General features: G+C 77.5%; 16 protein-coding genes and 1 pseudogene. 10 read left to right on the top strand and 7 right to left on the bottom strand.

All coding sequences use genetic code 11. The annotated features are described in order from the left end of the window. Positions 1-69: 69 nt before the first annotated feature. From ABD345_RS04780 to ABD345_RS04770, 3 genes are read right to left on the bottom strand one after another with little or no spacing between them, the layout of a single operon-like run. Positions 70-387 (bottom strand): STAS domain-containing protein, encoded by a 318-nt coding sequence (locus tag ABD345_RS04780; protein ID WP_344550472.1) that lies wholly within the window; start codon positions 385-387, stop codon positions 70-72. Then, positions 384-1,562, bottom strand: a complete 1,179-nt coding sequence (locus ABD345_RS04775) for a cobalamin-dependent protein (protein ID WP_344550471.1) — start codon at positions 1,560-1,562, stop codon at positions 384-386. The genes ABD345_RS04780 and ABD345_RS04775 overlap by 4 nt, the downstream gene beginning before the upstream one ends. Next, entirely contained in the window at positions 1,559-3,184 is a 1,626-nt protein-coding gene (locus tag ABD345_RS04770; RefSeq protein ID WP_344550470.1) for a PP2C family protein-serine/threonine phosphatase, read from the bottom strand. The genes ABD345_RS04775 and ABD345_RS04770 overlap by 4 nt, the downstream gene beginning before the upstream one ends. 369 nt (positions 3,185-3,553) lie before the next feature. Between ABD345_RS04770 and ABD345_RS04765 the strand changes: the two genes are divergently transcribed. Next, complete coding sequence (locus ABD345_RS04765) at positions 3,554-3,946, top strand: STAS domain-containing protein (RefSeq protein WP_344550468.1); 393 nt, start codon at positions 3,554-3,556, stop codon at positions 3,944-3,946. Positions 3,947-4,014: 68 nt separating this feature from the next. Beyond that, the gene (locus ABD345_RS04760; RefSeq protein WP_344550467.1) at positions 4,015-4,452 is read left to right on the top strand and encodes an ATP-binding protein; all 438 of its coding nucleotides are present in this window, start codon (positions 4,015-4,017) and stop codon (positions 4,450-4,452) included. A 166-nt stretch (positions 4,453-4,618) separates the two neighbouring features. Here the strand turns inward: ABD345_RS04760 and ABD345_RS04755 are convergent, their stop codons facing one another. Beyond that, positions 4,619-5,023, bottom strand: a complete 405-nt coding sequence (locus ABD345_RS04755; RefSeq protein WP_344550466.1) for an SsgA family sporulation/cell division regulator — start codon at positions 5,021-5,023, stop codon at positions 4,619-4,621. A 223-nt stretch (positions 5,024-5,246) separates the two neighbouring features. Here ABD345_RS04755 and ABD345_RS04750 point away from each other — a divergent pair, with 223 nt between their 5' ends. The 8 genes from ABD345_RS04750 (at position 5,247) to ABD345_RS04715 (ending at position 12,571) form a co-directional block, all read left to right on the top strand. Beyond that, a complete protein-coding gene (locus ABD345_RS04750) occupies positions 5,247-5,726 on the top strand; it encodes a Dps family protein (protein WP_344550465.1) in 480 nt (159 codons plus the stop codon). A gap of 182 nt (positions 5,727-5,908) precedes the next feature. Next, positions 5,909-6,748, top strand: coding sequence for an STAS domain-containing protein (locus ABD345_RS04745; protein WP_344550464.1), 840 nt, complete (start codon positions 5,909-5,911; stop codon positions 6,746-6,748). Then, entirely contained in the window at positions 6,745-7,122 is a 378-nt protein-coding gene (locus ABD345_RS04740; protein ID WP_344550463.1) for an STAS domain-containing protein, read from the top strand. Before ABD345_RS04745 ends, ABD345_RS04740 begins: the two co-directional genes overlap by 4 nt. Next, positions 7,119-7,538: an anti-sigma regulatory factor gene (locus ABD345_RS04735; RefSeq protein ID WP_344550462.1), complete on the top strand. Its 420-nt coding sequence runs from the start codon at positions 7,119-7,121 to the stop codon at positions 7,536-7,538. The genes ABD345_RS04740 and ABD345_RS04735 overlap by 4 nt, the downstream gene beginning before the upstream one ends. After that, on the top strand, positions 7,526-8,731 hold the full coding sequence (locus tag ABD345_RS04730; RefSeq protein ID WP_344550461.1) for an ATP-binding protein: 1,206 nt from the start codon (positions 7,526-7,528) through the stop codon (positions 8,729-8,731). The genes ABD345_RS04735 and ABD345_RS04730 overlap by 13 nt, the downstream gene beginning before the upstream one ends. Further along, entirely contained in the window at positions 8,728-10,521 is a 1,794-nt protein-coding gene (locus ABD345_RS04725; protein WP_344550460.1) for a hybrid sensor histidine kinase/response regulator, read from the top strand. The genes ABD345_RS04730 and ABD345_RS04725 overlap by 4 nt, the downstream gene beginning before the upstream one ends. Further along, entirely contained in the window at positions 10,518-12,149 is a 1,632-nt protein-coding gene (locus ABD345_RS04720; RefSeq protein WP_344550459.1) for a SpoIIE family protein phosphatase, read from the top strand. Before ABD345_RS04725 ends, ABD345_RS04720 begins: the two co-directional genes overlap by 4 nt. 68 nt (positions 12,150-12,217) lie before the next feature. Then, positions 12,218-12,571 carry an STAS domain-containing protein gene (locus ABD345_RS04715; RefSeq protein WP_344550458.1) on the top strand — a complete coding sequence of 118 codons (354 nt, stop codon included), beginning with the start codon at positions 12,218-12,220 and terminating at the stop codon, positions 12,569-12,571. Positions 12,572-12,588: 17 nt separating this feature from the next. On the opposite strand, the gene ABD345_RS04710 is transcribed toward ABD345_RS04715, so the two are convergent. The 3 genes and pseudogenes from ABD345_RS04710 to ABD345_RS04700 form a co-directional block, all read right to left on the bottom strand. Further along, positions 12,589-13,377 carry a phosphatase PAP2 family protein gene (locus ABD345_RS04710; protein WP_380271879.1) on the bottom strand — a complete coding sequence of 263 codons (789 nt, stop codon included), beginning with the start codon at positions 13,375-13,377 and terminating at the stop codon, positions 12,589-12,591. Positions 13,378-13,532: 155 nt separating this feature from the next. Beyond that, a pseudogene (locus tag ABD345_RS04705) lies at positions 13,533-14,456 on the bottom strand (YihY/virulence factor BrkB family protein); the annotation flags it as partial. After that, the gene (locus ABD345_RS04700) at positions 14,456-16,171 is read right to left on the bottom strand and encodes a bifunctional phosphatase PAP2/diacylglycerol kinase family protein (RefSeq protein ID WP_344550457.1); all 1,716 of its coding nucleotides are present in this window, start codon (positions 16,169-16,171) and stop codon (positions 14,456-14,458) included. The gene ABD345_RS04700 and the pseudogene ABD345_RS04705, both read right to left, overlap by 1 nt. Positions 16,172-16,382: the final 211 nt, after the last annotated feature.

The following is a 16,382-nucleotide window of genomic DNA, read 5'->3' as shown; positions in this document are numbered from 1 at the left end:
TGGCGGACCCCGGGGGCGGGCCGGTCCCGTTCCGGGCGGGCCGGTCTCAGTCCGGGCGGCGGGCCGGTCTCAGTCCGGGCGGTCGGCGAGCAGGTACTCGGCGGTGCCGGTGAGGTGCAGCAGGCGGTCCAGGTGGGCGGGGCGGTGGTCGAGCCGCAGCCGGCGGCCGGCGGCGTCGACGTCCCGGCGGACCTGGAGCAGCGCGGACAGGCCCATCGAGTCGCACAGCGTCATCCCGGCGCAGTCCACCCGGACCATGTCGACCGGCGGGCGGGCGGCCAGGTGGAGGGTGACCTCCCGGACGAGGCCCTCGCAGCTCTCGTGGTCGAGTTCGCCCTCCACCGGGACGGTGACGGTCCGGGGCGGCGGCGCGGGGCGGGTGGTCACGCGGCCGCTCCCGTCCGCAGCGCGGCGTCCAGGACGGCGACGCTGCGCGGCAGGTCGCGCAGCTGCTCGCGCAGCACGGTCAGCGCGGCGGCGAGCAGCGCGTCCGGGACGCCGCGGGCGAGCAGGACCTCCCTGGTCCAGTCGGCGAACCCGGTGAACAGCTCCGGGTCCCCCGTGTAGAGGGCGACCGCCAGGTACTCCACGATGTGGGCCAGGTCGTCGAGGGTGTGCTCGCGCTGGAGCGGGGTGTAGGAGCGGACGGCGGGGTGCGCGCGCTCCAGGGCGGCCATCACGGCGCCCACCAGCTCCCGGGAGCTCCGGGTGACCAGGGTGTACTCCTGGTCGGCGAGGTGCGGGATGTCGTCGACGGGCTGGTGCGGGGAGGCGGGCAGCGGCAGCCCCCGGGCCAGCCGCTCGGCCGCGGCCCGGGCGTCCGGGGCCCAGGCGTCGGCCCCGAGCAGCCGGGCGTGCCGGCCGTCCGGACCGAACGCGGCGCCACCGGCGATCACCGGCACGCCGGCCGCCTGGGCGGCGCTGACCGCGGCGTGCGCGGCGGGCAGCCGGGTGGACAGCGAGGCGGACAGCGCCAGCGCGTCGGGGGCGGTGCGGTGCAGGTGCGCGATCAGGTGGGGGGTGGGGCACTGGGCGCCGAGGTAGTCGACCCGCCAGCCGCGCAGCACCAGCACCTCGGCCAGCAGCCGGGCGGGGAAGGCGTGCCACTCGCCGTCCACGCAGGCCACCGCGACCCGCCCGCGCTCCGGCGGGTGGGCCGCGGCGGCGAACGCCGGGTGGCCGGTCACCAGGGCCACCACCCGCTCGTTGACGGCGGTGGCGGCGTGCTCCTGGATCACCGTGATCCGGTCGGCCGCCCACTCCCGCCCGATCCGCGCCTGGAGCGCCCCGATCACGTCGAGCAGTAGCGCCTCCGGGTGCAGCCCGGCCTCCAGCGCTCCCACCGCGAGCGCGGCGGCCCGGACCTGGTCGCCGCCGGTGACGGCCTCCCAGAGCCGCTCGGTGAGGTCGGGCCCGGGCGGGGCCGGGGCGGCCGGGGGTGCGGCCGGGGCTGCCGGAGGTGCGGCCGGGGCGGCCGGAGGCGGGGCCGGGGCCGGCACCCGGGCCGGGGCCGGGGCGTCCGGGGCGGGCCGGAGGGTGGTGGTCGGTGCGTCGGTGTTCATGCCGCGTTTCCCTGTCGTCCGCCGGTCACGGCCAGGTGGCCGCGCGGGGGCGCGGCGATGACCATGACCGCCATGTCGTCGTGCCGGCCCTCGCGCAGCCACTGCGCGGTGAGCATCTGGACCCGCTCCACGATCGCCTCGGCGGGCATGCCCGCGCACTGCGCGAGCGCCTGGCGCAGGCGGTGCTCGCCGAACTGCTCGCGGCCGGTGGGGCCGCCCTTGGCCTCGGTGATGCCGTCGCTGTAGAGGACGCACGCCTCGCCGGGTTCGAGGAGGACGGTGTCGGTGCGGGTGACCACCTCCGGCAGGACGCCGACGATGCTGCCGAGGGTGGTGGACTCGGTGACCCGGCCGTCCGCCCGGACCACTATCGGCGCGGGGTGCCCGGCGGCCGACAGCCGGACCCGCACCCGCTCCCCCTCGCGGCGCACCGAGGCCAGCACCAGGCTGGCGAAGCGGGTGTGGTGGGAGGTCAGCAGGGCCCGGTTGAGCAGGTTGAGGACCCGCCCGTGGTCGTCGGCCAGAGGGAGCAGCGCGTGCAGCGTGTTGCGGACCTTGCCGGTCATCACGGCGGCCTCCAGGCCCTTGCCGCTGACGTCGCCGAGCAGCGCGAGGGTCTCGCCGTCCGGGTCGGCGGCGGGGTGGACGTCGTAGAAGTCGCCGCCGATCCGGTCGCGGTCGACGGAGGCCCGGTAGCCGCCCGCGAAGTCCACCCCGCTGAGGTGTTCGAGCCGGGGCGGGAGCAGTTCGCGCATCAGCAGGTCGGTGACGGCGGCCTGCTCGGAGTACATGACGGCGGCGGACACGGCCGCGCCGGCCCGGGCCGCGAACAGCCGGGCGAAGACCTCCTCCTCGGAGCCGAACGGTCCGCCGCCCGGCGCGCGCAGCAGCACCAGCGCCCCGGCGGGGACGCCGTGCCCGGGCAGCGGGGTGACCAGGACCGGGCCGCCCCGGTCGAGACCGGCGGGCACCAGCCAGCGCGGGACGGCACCCGGGTCGATCCAGCGCGAGGGCACCGGCGGGAAGCCCTGGAGCGCCTCGGCCAGACCGGGCACCTCCGCCGGGTCGGCCCGCAGCTGGACGTGCACGGGGTCGCCGCCGCGCAGGCAGGTCACCAGGTGCAGGGTCCGCCCGGCACCGGGGGCGAGCAGCACGGCGGCGTCCGCCAGGTGCAGCGCCGCCTGCCGGGCGGCCGTCTCCAGGATCCGGTCGACGTTCAGCGAGGACAGCAGCAGGCCGGACAGCCGGGTCAGCAGCTCCCAGTCGCAGGGACCGCCGCCGGCCGGCCCGGGCAGCAGGCCCGCGCAGCCGTCCGGGAGGACGAACCACCACACGGTGCTGCCGTCGGGCCGGGGCGAGGGGTGCGCCTCGACGGGGCCCGCGACCGGATCGGTGTACCGGACGGTGCCCGGGCGGGCGCCCGCGGCCGGGAGGCCCAGGTGGGCGCGGCGCAGCCAGTGCGGCACCCCGGCGGGGCCACCGCCCGGGCCGGTCAGCAGGCGGCGGGCACTGTGGCTGGCGTGCAGCAGCTCGCCGTCGGGGCCGAGCACCGCCACCGGGTAGGGGGAAGCCGCGAGCGACTCCCCGCCGGTGGCCGTGGTGGGGGATGTCGAAAATGCCATCGTCCGGGCCCTGACGGGCCCTCACCTCGCAGTCCGGTTTCCACCGACCGCCCCGGGCCCGGAGGCCCACCGCGACCGGCGGGTTTGGCGCGAACTGCCGGACCGTACGGACGGATCCGGCGGGCCGCACCCGAACCGCCATGCTACCGCCGCCCGCTCGAAGCCCGAGCCCCGACCGCGCGGCGGCCCGGGAACACAGCCGACGGACGGCCCCCGGGGACGGAGGCGGCCCGGGACGGAGGCGGCCCGGGACGGAGCCGGCCCGGGACGGGCAGAACGAGCCGATCAGGGGCAGGACAGGCCGGGCGGGGCCGGGCAGAGCCGGAGGCGGGCGGGGGCCGGGAGTGGGGGGCGACTACCATGCCGGGCATGACCGATCACACGCCCGGCGCGGCCGGGGCGGCTCCGGTGGGGGTCGAGACGGTGCGGGCGCGGGGCGAGTTGGACTGGGAGGACGCCCAGGACTTCGTGCGGCGGCTGGCCGCTGCGCTCGACCGGCCGCCCCGGCTGCTGGTGGTGGACTTCGCCGAGGTCACCTTCGCCGACTCCTCGGTGCTGCAAGGTCTGCTGGAGGCGCACCGCCGGATGGCGGAGGCCGGCGGGCGGCTCGTCCTGGCCGGGCCGCTGCGGGAGCCGGTGCGCCGGCTGCTCGACCTGGCGTCCGCCACCGGGTACCTGCACATCGCGGCGGACGCGGACGCCGCGGCGCGCTGCGCGCCCGACCCGTCCGCGCTGCGTCCGCCGCGCTCCCCCCGGGCGTGACCCGCACGCCGTCCGGCCGCCGGGCGTCCCAAGCACCGTTCCCGTCCCGTCCGATTCGAGGTCGCCCGATGTCCCGCGCCGAGACCGACCCGATCCGGCGCCGCCCTCCGAGCGGTGGCCGGCCCCGTGCCGGGGCGGGCCCGGGGGTGTGCACCGCGGCCGATGCCCGGGCCGCCGTCACCGAGGCGCTCGCCGGGCACTCCGCGGCCGGGGGGCGGCTGCTCGGCGACGCCTGCCTGGCCGTCACCGAGCTGGTCACCAACGCGATCCGGCACGCCGGCGGGGTGACCGGGTTCGCGGCCCGGGCGAGCGAGGGCGGCAGCGTGCTGACCGTCGACGTGGAGGACGCCAGCGACGCGCACCCGCAGGGCGACCGGGCGAACCTCCAGGACCCCACCCGGCTGGGCGGCCGGGGCTGGCCCCTGATCCAGCTGGTCGCCGCCGGCTGGGAGATCCAGCCGCTGCCCGGCGGCGGCAAGCGGATCCGCGTCGTCCTGACCGGCTGAGGCCGGCCGTCCGGACCGGTCGTCGGGGCTGGTCGCCGAGGCCGGTCGTCGGGGCTGGTCGTCCGGCGCCCGTCGTCCGAGGCAGAGCACCCGAAGCCCGTCCTCCGGGGCAGGCCGTGCGGGATCCCCGGGGCCGGTCGTGCCGGGCCGCCGGGGTCGGGTGGGCTCAGGCCAGCAGGCGGGCGAGGCCGGGGTCGAGGTCGAGGTGGGCGGACTCGGTGCCGGGGGGCACCTCGGCGAAGGTGTCGGCGAGGAACTCGGCGACCGGCTCGGCGGGGACGCTGATCACGGCGCGGTCGGTGCGGCTGCCGAGGGTGACCAGGACCCGGCCGCCCACGCCGGGGGCGACCAGGACGTCCCCCTCGCCGGCCGGGGCGCGGCGGCCCTCGGCGAGCAGGTCGCGGCCGAACCACCAGACGAGTTCGTCGTCGCCGGGCCGGCGCGGCGGGAAGGCGAGTCCGACGCCGTAGGGCAGGGCGGAGTCGAAGCGCAGCTCCCCGGTGAGCGGGATGTGGGGGTAGGGGCTCTCCGGGAGGGTGACGGAGATCGGCCTGGACACGGCGACGGGCATGCTGGTCCCCATTCCTGTTCGTGGTGGTGCGCCGGTGGCGTGCTGCGGGAGCGCCCGGGCGACCGGTGGCGGCGCCGACGCGGTTACCCGGGCCGGCAAGATCCACGCGAACGATGCGAAACCGTTATCCGCGGCCCGGAGGGGGTTTCCGTTCGGCCCCGGCGGGCAGCCGAGGTGGCGGCCGGCGTTCGCTGGCCGACCCCCGACCCGGAGAGGACAGACGATGGACATCGCCACCGGCAGCCCGCTGGCCGAGCACGACCGCGACACGGCCGGGGAGGCGCTCCAGGGCGCCCTGGTCGATCTCGTGGACCTGTCGTTGATCGGCAAGCAGGCCCACTGGAACCTGTACGGCCCCCGGTTCCGCTCGGTCCACCTGCAGTTGGACGAGGTGGTGGCCACCGCCCGCGACTTCGCCGACCAGGTGGCGGAGCGGGCGGCGGCGATCGGGGTCAGCCCGGACGGGCGGGCCTCCACCGTCGCGGCCGGCGGCCTGCCCGCGATGCCGGCCGGCTGGCAGGCGGACACCGCCGTCGTGGAGCGGCTGGTGGACGCGCTCGCGGCCGTGACCGCCCGGATGCGCGAGCGGATCGCGAAGACCGGCGAGGCCGACCCCGTCACCCAGGACCTGCTGATCACGGTGTCCGCGGCGCTGGAGAAGCACGCCTGGATGTTCCGGGCCGAACACTCCGACCCGCGCTGACCTGCGGCGGAACCCCTGCGGAAAAAAAGATCGGAGATTTTCCGGCCGCCGCTGCATACCTCGCGGCGACCGGGGCAGACGCCGCGCGGCGACCCGACCGACCGGTCCGGGCTGCCGCGCGCCGTCGTGTGACGGCCGGGTCCCCCCGACCACGGGGGCCTATGGAGCGAGGAGAACGCCTGATGGCGGTGGAGCGTGCGTCCGAACGGCTCGTTGAGCTGCTGACCCGGGACGATGCGGTGCAGGAGCAGTGGGTGTCGGCCGTGGCGGCGACCCTCGGCGGCCGGATCAGCCGGGCGGAGCTGGAGCGCGAGCTCTCGGAGCTGTACCAGGCCCTGGTGCAGGCCCTGGGCAAGGAGGGGCTGGAGTGGCAGGGCGAGGGGTACTCGGAGGTGCGCGCCCTGCTGGTGGAGCTCTCCCGGAGCCGGGCCCGGCACGGCTTCACGCCGACCGAGACCGCCGTCAGCGTCTTCGCCTGCAAGGACGTGCTGGAGCCCACCTCGGAGAGCACGGCCGAGGACGTCACGGCCTACCTCCAGCTGACCCGGCTGCTGGACGCGCTGGGCATGTTCACCATCGAGACGTACGCCCGCACCCGGGAGGAGATCATCAGCGCCCAGGCCGAGCAGCTGCTCGAACTGTCCACGCCGGTGGTCAAGCTGTGGGAGGGCGTGGTGGCGGTGCCGCTGGTCGGCACGCTGGACTCGGCGCGCACCCAGGTGGTGATGGAGAAGCTGCTGCAGAGCCTGGTGGACACCGAGTCCGAGCACGCCATCATCGACATCACCGGCGTGCCCGCCGTGGACACCGAGGTCGCCCAGCACCTGCTGAAGACCGTGGTCGCGGCCCGGCTGATGGGCGCGGAGTGCACCATCTCCGGCATCCGTCCGCAGATCGCGCAGACCCTGGTCGCGCTCGGCGTGCAGTTCGGCGACATCGTCACCAAGGCGACCCTGCAGGACGCGCTGCGCCACGTGCTGCACCTCAGCGGCGCCCAGGCCCCCGCGGGCGGCACCCGGTGAGCGAGCGCGTCCCCGTCCTGAAGCTCGGCCAGGTCCTGCTGGTCTCCATCCAGGTCGACCTGGAGGACCAGATCGTCCTGGACCTGCAGGACGACCTGGCCGAACGGATCGTCTCCACCGGCGCGACCGGCGTGGTCATCGACATCACGGCCCTGGAGATCGTCGACTCCTTCGTCGGCCGGATGCTCGCCAACACCGCCGCGATCTCGCGCATGCTGGACGCCGAGACCGTGGTGGTCGGCATGCGCCCGGCGGTGGCGATCACCCTGGTCGAACTGGGCCTCTCGCTCGGCGGGGTGCGCACCGCGCTCACCCTGGAGAAGGGTCTGGCGCTACTGGAACGGGACCGTACCGTGCGTACGGGCCGCCCGTGACCGGCCCCAGGGCGGTCGAGGACGAGCAGACCGTGCCGATCGGCTCCAACGACGACGTGGTGCGGGCCAGACAGACCGTCCGGACGTACGCCCAGCAGTGCGGGCTGTCGCTGGTCGACCAGACGAAGCTGGTGACCGCGGCCAGCGAACTGGCCCGCAACACGCTGGTGTACGGCGGCGGCGGGCGGATGCGCTGCGCCACCGTCCGCAACGGCGCCCGGGTGGGCGTGCACGCCGTGTTCGAGGACAACGGCCCCGGCATCCCCGACCTGGACCTCGCCCTGACCGACGGCTGGACCTCCGGCAGCGGCATGGGCCTGGGCCTGAGCGGGGCCCGCCGGCTGGTGGACGAGTTCGCCCTGCACAGCGAACCCGGCTCCGGGACGAAGGTCTCGGTGACCAAGTGGGCCCGGTGACCCCCGCCCTGGCGGAGTGCGAGGACACCGCGTGGTTCCGGCACTCCGACTCGCTGCCCGCCGCCGCCCGCAGCGCGGCCCGGCAGCTCGCCCACCGGATCGGCCTGCTGCCCGAGCGGGCCGCCGAGGTGGCGCTCGCCGTCAGCGAGGCCGCCACCAACCTGCGCCGGCACGCCGTCGACGGGGCGATGGTGCTGCGCGTGGTGCGCACCGACACCGAGGCGGCGCTGGAGTTCCTCACCGTCGACAGCGGGCCGGGGATGGCGGACGTCCCCGCCGCGCTCGCCGACGGCTACTCCTCCGGCCCGACCCTGGGCATCGGCCTGGGCGCGATCGCCCGTCTCGCCGACGCCTTCGACCTGCACTCGCTGCCCGGCCGGGGCACCGTGCTGGCCGCCCGGTTCTGGATGCGCACCCCGGCCGGCCGGGCGGCCGCCGCGGCGGGCGAGCCGGTCGCGGCCGGGCTGACCCGGCCGATGAGCGGGCAGGAGCTGTGCGGCGACGCCTGGGCGGTGCGCCCGGTCGGGCCGCGGCCGGCCCCCGCCCCGGCCGCGCCCCGGGCGGCCGCCGCCCGGCTGGACTGGTCGGTGCTGACCAACCGCTCGACGCCGACCGACCGCCCGGTGCCGACCGACCGCGCGCCCCGGACGCCCGCCGCCCCCGGGACGGAGCCCGGCGGGACGGCCGGCGCCTTCCTGCTGATGTTCTGCGACGGCCTGGGCCACGGCCCGCTCGCCGCCCGGGCCGCCTCGGAGGCCGTCGCCGCCTTCCACCGCGCTTCCGGGCAGCGGCCCGAGGAGGTGCTGGCCGACCTGCACCGGGCGCTGCGCACCGGGCGCGGCGGGGCGGTCGCCGTCGCCCTGGTCGAGCCCGCCGCCGCCCGGCTGACCTTCTGCGGGGTCGGCAACGTCAGCGCCTTCGTGGTGGACACCGCCACCGGGGTCCGGCGTTCGCTGCCCTCCTCCCCCGGCATCGTCGGCCACCAGCTGCCCGCGCCGCACCCCGTCCGGCAGGAGCTGCCGCCCGGCAGCGCGGTGGTGCTGCACTCGGACGGGCTGACCGACCGCTGGCGGGCCTCCGACGTGCCCGGCCTGTTCTCCCACCTGCCGGTGACCGCCGCCGCGCTGCTGCTGCGCGAGGCGGGGGTGCGCCGGGACGACGCCGGCGTGGTGGTCGCGAAGGGGGCCTGGTGAACGCGCCGAGCGGGCCCGGGCCCGACTCCCCGGCCGTGCACCTGGGCACCACCGCCGTGGTCACCGTCCAGGACACCTTCGCGCTGCGCCGCAGCGCCCGCGCCGTCGCCGACCTGCTCGGCGCGGACGGGCAGGACGCCGTCCGGCTGGCCACCGCGCTGAGCGAGCTGGGCCGCGGCCTGCTCGGGGCGGGCCGGCTCACCGCCGCGTTCGACCTGCTGCCGGGGCCGCCGGCCGGCCTGCGGGTGACCCTGGCCTGGCGGGGCGGCCACCGGCTGCCCGCCGAGGCGCTGGAGGCGTCCGCCCGGCTGCTGTCCACCCACCACGAGCACGGCGGCGGGGACGGCCTGGTCCGGGTCGAGCAGCGGCTCGGCCACGGCCCCGACCCCGACCCCGAGCTGGTCGGGCGGGCCTGCGACCTGCTCGGCGCGCACACCGACGGCAGCGCCCTGGAGGACTCCCGGGCGCAGACCCGCGACCTGATCGCCGCGCTGGAGCACACCCGCGCCCAGCGCGAGGAGCTGCGCCGCCTGAACAGCGAGCTGGAGGAGACCAACCGGGGCGTCCTGGCGCTGTACTCGGAGCTGTCGGAGGAGCTGGAGGAGACCAACCGGGGCGTGGTCGCGCTGTACGCCGAGCTCGACGAGAAGTCGCAGCAGCTGCGCGAGGCCAGCGAGGCCAAGAGCCGGTTCTGGGCGAACGTCAGCCACGAGCTGCGCACCCCCGTCAACGCGGTGGTGGGCCTGGCCGAGCTGCTGCGCGCCGACACCGAAGCCCCGCCGGAGGAGCGCTGCCGGCAGCTGTCCCTGATCGCGGACTCCGGCCGCACCCTGCTGGCCCTGGTGGACGAGCTGCTGGACGTCGCCAAGGCGGAGTCCGGCACCCTCGACCCGCTGTGGGCGCCGCTGGACCTGCGCGCCGTCCTCGCCCACCTGGACGGCACCCTGCGCGGCCTGGCCCGCCCCGGCGTCGCGCTGCGGATCGGCCCGGCGCCCGAGCTGCCGGAGCCGCTGATCGGCGACGAGACGATGCTGGTGCGGATCCTGCGCAACCTGCTGTCCAACGCGCTGAAGTTCACCGAGCACGGGTCGGTGGAGCTGACCGCCGCGATCGAGGCGGACCGGGACGGCGGCCCGTTCCTGGTGCTGACCGTCACCGACACCGGCGTGGGCATACCGGCCGACCAGCACGAACGGGTCTTCGAGGAGTTCTACCAGGTGAAGGGCGCGCACCAGCGGGGGCGCCGCGGCACCGGCCTGGGCCTGCCGTACGCCCGCCGGCTGACCGAGATCCTCGGCGGCACGCTGCGCCTGGACAGCGCCCCCGGGCGGGGCAGCGCGCTCACCGTCCGGCTGCCCGCCCGCCCGGCCCCGCCGGCCGGCGCCCGGCGGGGCGTGCTGGTCGCGGTCGACGACGACCCGGTGTTCCGGGACGTGCTGCGCCCGCTGCTGCACGAGATCGCCGAGCGGGTGGTGGAGGTCCACGACGGCGCGGCCGCGCTGGCCGCCGTCCGCGACACCCGGCCGGACGGGATCGTCCTCGACCTGCACCTGGGGGACGTGGACGGCGACCGGATCCTCGCCGACCTGCGGGCCGACCCGGCGCTGCGGCAGATCCCGGTCGTCATCCTCACCTCCGCCTCGCTGACCGCCGCCGACCGGGCCCGCCTGTCGCACGCCCGCGCCGTGCTGCCCAAGTCCGGCCTGAGCGCAGGCCGGATCGCCGCCGCCCTGTCCGCCCCCCGCCCCGCCGCGCCGCGGCGGCCGCCGTCCCCCGAGGAGGGGTCGTGAACGGCCTCGACGCCGGGCCCGCCACCGTCCTGGTGCTCGACGACAACGACGCCACCCGGTACGTGGTGGGCAGCTGGCTGCGCCGCTCCGGGCACACCGTCGTCGAGGCGGTCGACGGCACCCAGGCCCTCGCCCTGCTGGAGCGCACCCCCACCGCCGAACTGCCCGAGCTCGCCGTGGTGGACATCAGCCTGCCCGACATGACCGGCTTCGAGGTGTGCGAGCGGATCAAGGAGGAGCCGCGCACCGCCGCCCTGCCGGTGGTCCACATCTCCGCCACCGCGATCGGGGCCAGCGACCGCACTCAGGGCCTGCACCGGGGCGCCGACGCCTACCTGACCGAGCCGATCGACCCGGCGGAGCTCCAGGCCACCGTCACCGCGGTGCTGCGCTACACCCGGGCCCGCCGGCGCGCCGAACGGCTGGCCGCCCGGGTCGCCGCCCTGCACCGCAGCACGCTCGACCTGTACGGCGCCGCCGACACCGACGCCCTGGTCACCTCGGCCGTGCTCGGCGCGGTCCGGCTCGGCGCCGCCCGGGCCACCGCGATCGCCCTCGGCCCGGACCGCGACGCCCTGCACCTGGCGCACCACGACCCGGACCCGCCGGGCGGCCCGGCGGTGCGGCTGCTCCAGGCCCCGCCCGTGCTGCTCGACGTCATCGCCCACCACACCCTGGGCGACGCCACCGGTACCGACACCACCCTGCTGGAGGCCGGGGAGTGGCAGGACGTCCTGGCCGGCCACGGGCTGGACGGCGCGGGCCTGCCGACCGGGCCGGTCGCCCTGGTGGCGGCCCGCACCAAGCCCGGCCGGCCGCTGCTCGCCGTGGTCGTCGACCGGGACGCGGTCGCCGCCCCAGACGAGCGCGGCCTGCTCCCCCAGCTCACCCAGGCCGGCGCGCTCGCCCTGGAGGCCCAGCGCAGCCAGGCCGAGGAGCACGCCCTCGCGCTCACCCTGCAGCGCAGCTTCCTGCCCAGCCGGCTGCCCGCCGTCCCCGGCGTCGACCTCGCCGTCCGCTACGAGCCGGCCTCCGCCCGCAGCGAGATCGGCGGCGACTTCTACGAGGCCATCGACACCCCCGCCGGACTGCTGCTGGCCATCGGCGACGTGGCCGGGCACTCCCTGGAGGCCGCGATGGCGATGGGCGAGCTGCGCCACGCGCTGCGCGCCTACGCCATCGAGGGCCACGACCCGCAGACCCTGCTGCACCGGCTGGACGCGCTGCTGGCCCGGCTGCGCCCCGGCCTGACCGTGACGGTCTGCCTGGTGCTGATCGCCCCCGACCGCCGCAGCGTCCGGGTCGCCAACGCCGGCCACCTGCCGCCGCTGCTGCGGCTGCCGGACGGCTCGGCCCGCTACCTGACCGAGCACGGCATCCTGCTCGGCCTGAACGTGCCGCAGCCACCGCCGGTCGACCACGCCGTGGCGCCGGGCAGCACCCTGCTGCTGGTCACCGACGGCCTGATCGAGGTGCCCGGCGAGCACCTGCAGAGCGGCCTGAACGCGCTGCGGGACGCCTTCGCCGGGGCCCCGCCGGAGCTGGACCCGGCGGCCGACCTGCTGCTCTCCTCGTTCGCCCGGGCGCAGACCGACGACGTCGCGCTGCTGCTCGCCCGGCTCCACTGACCCCCGCCGCACCCCGCCCCGCACAGACCCGCCCGCAGTCCCACCCACCCTGCACCGTACGGAGCCCCGTGCCCGATTACGCCCTGACCATCGAGGTCCGCACCCATCCCGTGGGGGCGACCGTCGTCGTGCTCGCGGGCGAACTCGACTACCACACCGCGCCACGCCTGCACCGCGCCGTGGAACGCACCGCCGAGGCCCTGCCGCTGGTGCTGGACCTCGCGCGGCTGAGCTTCTGCGACTCGCTCGGCGTGGCCGAACTGCTCTTCGCCTTCCGCCGCACCCAGGGCGCCGGCACCGCGCTGGCCCTGGTCGCTCCCACCCCCGACGTCGGCCGGCTGCTCGCCATGACCGGCGTGGACCGGCTGCTGCCCTGCCACGACACCGTGGACGCCGCGGTCAGCGCGCTGCACCGGCCCTGACCCGCCCGGGGGGCGCCTCACCCCTCGGGCCGGGGCGGGCCGTCCGGGGCGAGTTCGGGCTCCAGGCCCTCGGCCAGCGGCGGCGGGACGGGGCGGCCGGTCTCCCGCCGCCAGCCCTCGAACGCCCAGGCGGTGGCGGCGACCAGGGCCAGGCCGAGCAGCCACCCGCCCAGCACGTCGCTGGCCCAGTGCACACCGAGCGCGACCCGGGTGAACCCCACCCCCAGCACGCTCAGCACGGCCAGCGCCCGGGCCGCCCGGCGCCACGGCGGGCGCAGCGCCGGGGAGAACACCAGTAGCAGCACGGTGCAGCAGGTCGCCGCCGTCATCGCGTGCCCGGACGGGAACGAGAACCCCGGGGCGTGCGCCACCGGGTCGGGCAGCGCGGGCCGGGCCCGGGCGACGGCGGCCTTGACCGCCCAGCCGATCAGCCCGGAGGCGGTCACGGTCGCGGCGGCCCACACCGCCAGCCGCCAGGCGCGCCGCCACAGCAGCCAGCCGACGGCCGCGGCGACCAGCAGCCGCATCGTCGACGGGCCCCACACCACGTCGGTGAGGGTGCGCAGCGCCGAGAGGACGGCGGGGTGCTCGCGCACCGTGGTGTGCAGGCGGTGCGCCGCCCCCGCGTCGAGCCGGTGCAGCGGCGGCCAGTTGGCCTCGATCAGCACCAGCAGCAGCGCGGCGGGCACCGCGGCCAGCGCGAACGCGGCGACGGAGGCCAGCAGCCGCTCGCCCAGGTGCAGGTCGGCGGTGCGCAGGCGGGTGGTGCGCGGCGAGGGACGGCGCGGGGCGGGGCGGCGGATCACGGCTCCGTCCTTCCCGGGGCCGGGACGCGGGGCGACGGTTCGCGCCCGGGCGCCGGCCCGGAGTCGATGGCGGGCAGGTCGGTGTCTGAGGGCTGGTCGGTGCCGGACGGCTGGTCGGCCGCGGGCCAGCCGGTTCCGGTCTCCTCGGTGGCCAGCGGGTCGGGCAGCACCGGGCCGGGGCGCCCGGCCCGGTCGGCCTCCAGTTGGGCGGCGAAGGACAGGCCGAGGAAGAGCGAGATCGCCGTCAGGTACGCCCACACCAGCAGCGAGAACACCGCGCTGAGCGGGCCGTAGACGGCGTCGAAGGAACCGCTCAGCCGCAGGTAGAGGGTGAGCAGCCAGGTCGAGGCCAGCCAGAGCACCAGGTGGACGCCCGCGCCGAAGGCCAGCCAGCCGTAGCCGGGCTGGTGCCGGCGGGGGGCCCGGCGGAAGATCACGGCGACCGAGGTGACGGTGAGCAGCACGCCGACCGGCCAGCGCAGCAGCGTCCAGGCGGCGGCGGTGACCGGGCCCAGCCCGAACACCTCGTCGGCGGCCGCGGTGACCTGCGGCCCGGCCACCAGCACCAGGAAGCCGATCCCCAGCGGCAGCCCCGCGGCGACCGCCATCAGCAGGCTGCGGCCGTACTTGCGGTCGAAGGGGCGGTCCCGTTCGATCCCGTAGATCCGGTTGGCGCCGCGCTCGATCTGGGACATCGCGGTGACCAGGTTGGAGAGCGCGAACAGCGCGCCGAACCAGAGCGCGAGGGTGCCGCCGCTGTGCTGGCTGCGGTCGAGGACGTCGTGCACCAGGTCGGCGCTGGAGGCCGGGACCATCCGTTCGATGCTGCCCGCGACCAGTCGTCCGAGCGGACCGCCGTGCAGCGAGGAGGCGAGGCCGACGGCGGCGATCGCGAACGGGACGAGGGCCAGCACCGTCTGGAAGGCCAGGGCGCGGGCGTGGCTGAACCCGTCGGCGTAGCGGAAGCGCACGAAGGCGTCCCGCACCAGCGGCCACCAGTCGCCCCGCCGCAGGGTGTGCACGGCCTCGTCGGCGGCGAGGTGCTCGCGGCCGGGCCTGACCCGGCTGGCGGTCCCCATCAGGCCGCCTCCCGTCCGGCCCCGGCGGTCGCGTCCTGCGCGACGGCGGTCGCGTCCTGCGCGACGGCGGGCGCGTCCTGCGCGACGGCGGGCGCGTCCTGCGCGGCGGCGGGCCCGGTGGGGGCCGCGGGTGCGTCCTGCGCGGTGGCGGGGACGCGGACCAGCAGGGCGTTCGGGCGGGCGGTCAGGGTCAGCGTCCGGCCGTCGCCGACCGAGTCGCCGTCGCACTCGCGCGGGTGGGGGTGGTCCGCGGTCAGCTGGATCCGGCGGCCCCGGAAGTGTTCCAGCGGGGCGGCCGGGCCCCGGTGGCGGGTTCCGGTGAGGAGGGACAGCAGGGCCCGGCTCCAGCCGCGCGGGCCGTGCGGCTGGACCAGGACGAGGTCGAGCAGGCCGTCGTCGGGGGCGGCGTCGGGCAGCAGTCGCACACCGCCCTGGAGGGTGCCGACGTTGCCGACCACGGCCGTCCGCACCTGGCGGCGCACCGGCGGGGCGTCGTCCACGGTGACGGTGAGCGGGAACCGCCGGTCGCGCAGGTGCCGGGTGGCGGCGATCGCGTACGCGGGCCAGCCGAGGCGGCGTTTGAGGGCGCGGCCGGTGTCGGCCATCACGGCGGCGTCCAGGCCGATGCCGGCCATCACGGCGGCGGCCCGGACGGGCAGGCCGTCGCCCTCGGCGCGCATCAGGTCGATCCGGCGGGTACGGCCGGTCAGGGCGGCGGTCAGCGCGGCCGCGGGGTCGGTGGGGAGGCCGAGGTTGCGGGCCAGCAGGTTGCCGGTGCCGCAGGGGACGACGGCCAGGACGGCGTCGGTGCCGGCCAGTGCTTCGGCGCAGGCGGTGACCGTGCCGTCGCCGCCGCAGGCCGCCACCAGGCGGGCGCCGCCGGCGAGGGCCCGGCCGGCGGCGGCCCGGCCGCAGTCGTCCGGGTCGCCGGGCAGGTGCTGGACCGGCCCGTAGCCGTGGGCCGCCAGGACGGCGGAGAGTTCCTCCAGCCGGGCGGGGTCGACCGCCACCGGGTTGTGGACCAGGGCGGCGGGCAGTCGCGGCGAGGTGCCGGGGGCGGCCGGGGCGGGGCGTTCCCGGGCGGGCAGCGCGTGCGCGACCACCCACAGCGCGGCCGCGCCGTTGAGGACGCCGAACAGCACGTCGGTGGGGTGGTGCATGCCCCGGTAGAGCCGGCTGGCGGCGACCAGCACCGGTACCGTCCAGGCCAGCGCGCACAGCACGACCCGCCACCGGCCGCGCACCCCGCGCAGGGCGAGCAGGCCCAGGCCGCCGTACAGCGCGGTGGCCGCGCCGACGTGGCCGGACGGGAAGCTGGAGGTGGGCAGCGCGCCGTCCAGCCGGACGACGTCGGGCCGGGCCCGGTCCACCAGGTGCGCGGCGGTCACGAACAGCGTCGCCTGGAGGGCGACCGCGCCCGCGAGCCACCCGGCCGCCCGCCACCGGTGCCGGATCAGCAGCAGGGCGGCGACGGCGGCCGTCACCGCCACGACGGCCGGGGTGAAGGCGAGCGCCGAGAGCCACTCGCTGACCGTGGTCAGGGCGGGGGTGCGGTGCGCGGCCAGCCAACCGACCAGGCCCCGCTCGCCCGGGTCCCACCAGCCCGCCGGTGGGTGGGTGACCAGTAGTCCCGCCGCGACCAGCGCGGTCCCCTGCGCGAGCACCGCCACCACCACTGCGACGTACGGCGGCACGCGCCCCTGAGTCCTCGTCATGGCACCCGTGTCCCCCGGAGCGGCGTTTTCATCCCCGGACGATCCGTGACGCCCCGCCCCCGGCCCGCGCTCCCCGGCCCGTGCTCCCCCACCCGCGCTCCACCCCCGTACTCCGCCGCGCACCGTTCCGGCCGGTCGGCAGGCGTCCGGTCGGCAGGCGTCCGGTCGGCAGGCGTCGATCCCGGCGAACGGGGTAGCCGAGGCGCACCAC

The organism is Kitasatospora saccharophila, assembly GCF_039529925.1.
Taxonomy (GTDB): Bacteria; Actinomycetota; Actinomycetes; order Streptomycetales; family Streptomycetaceae; genus Kitasatospora; species Kitasatospora saccharophila.
This window is presented reverse-complemented; position numbering and strand designations above follow the sequence as displayed.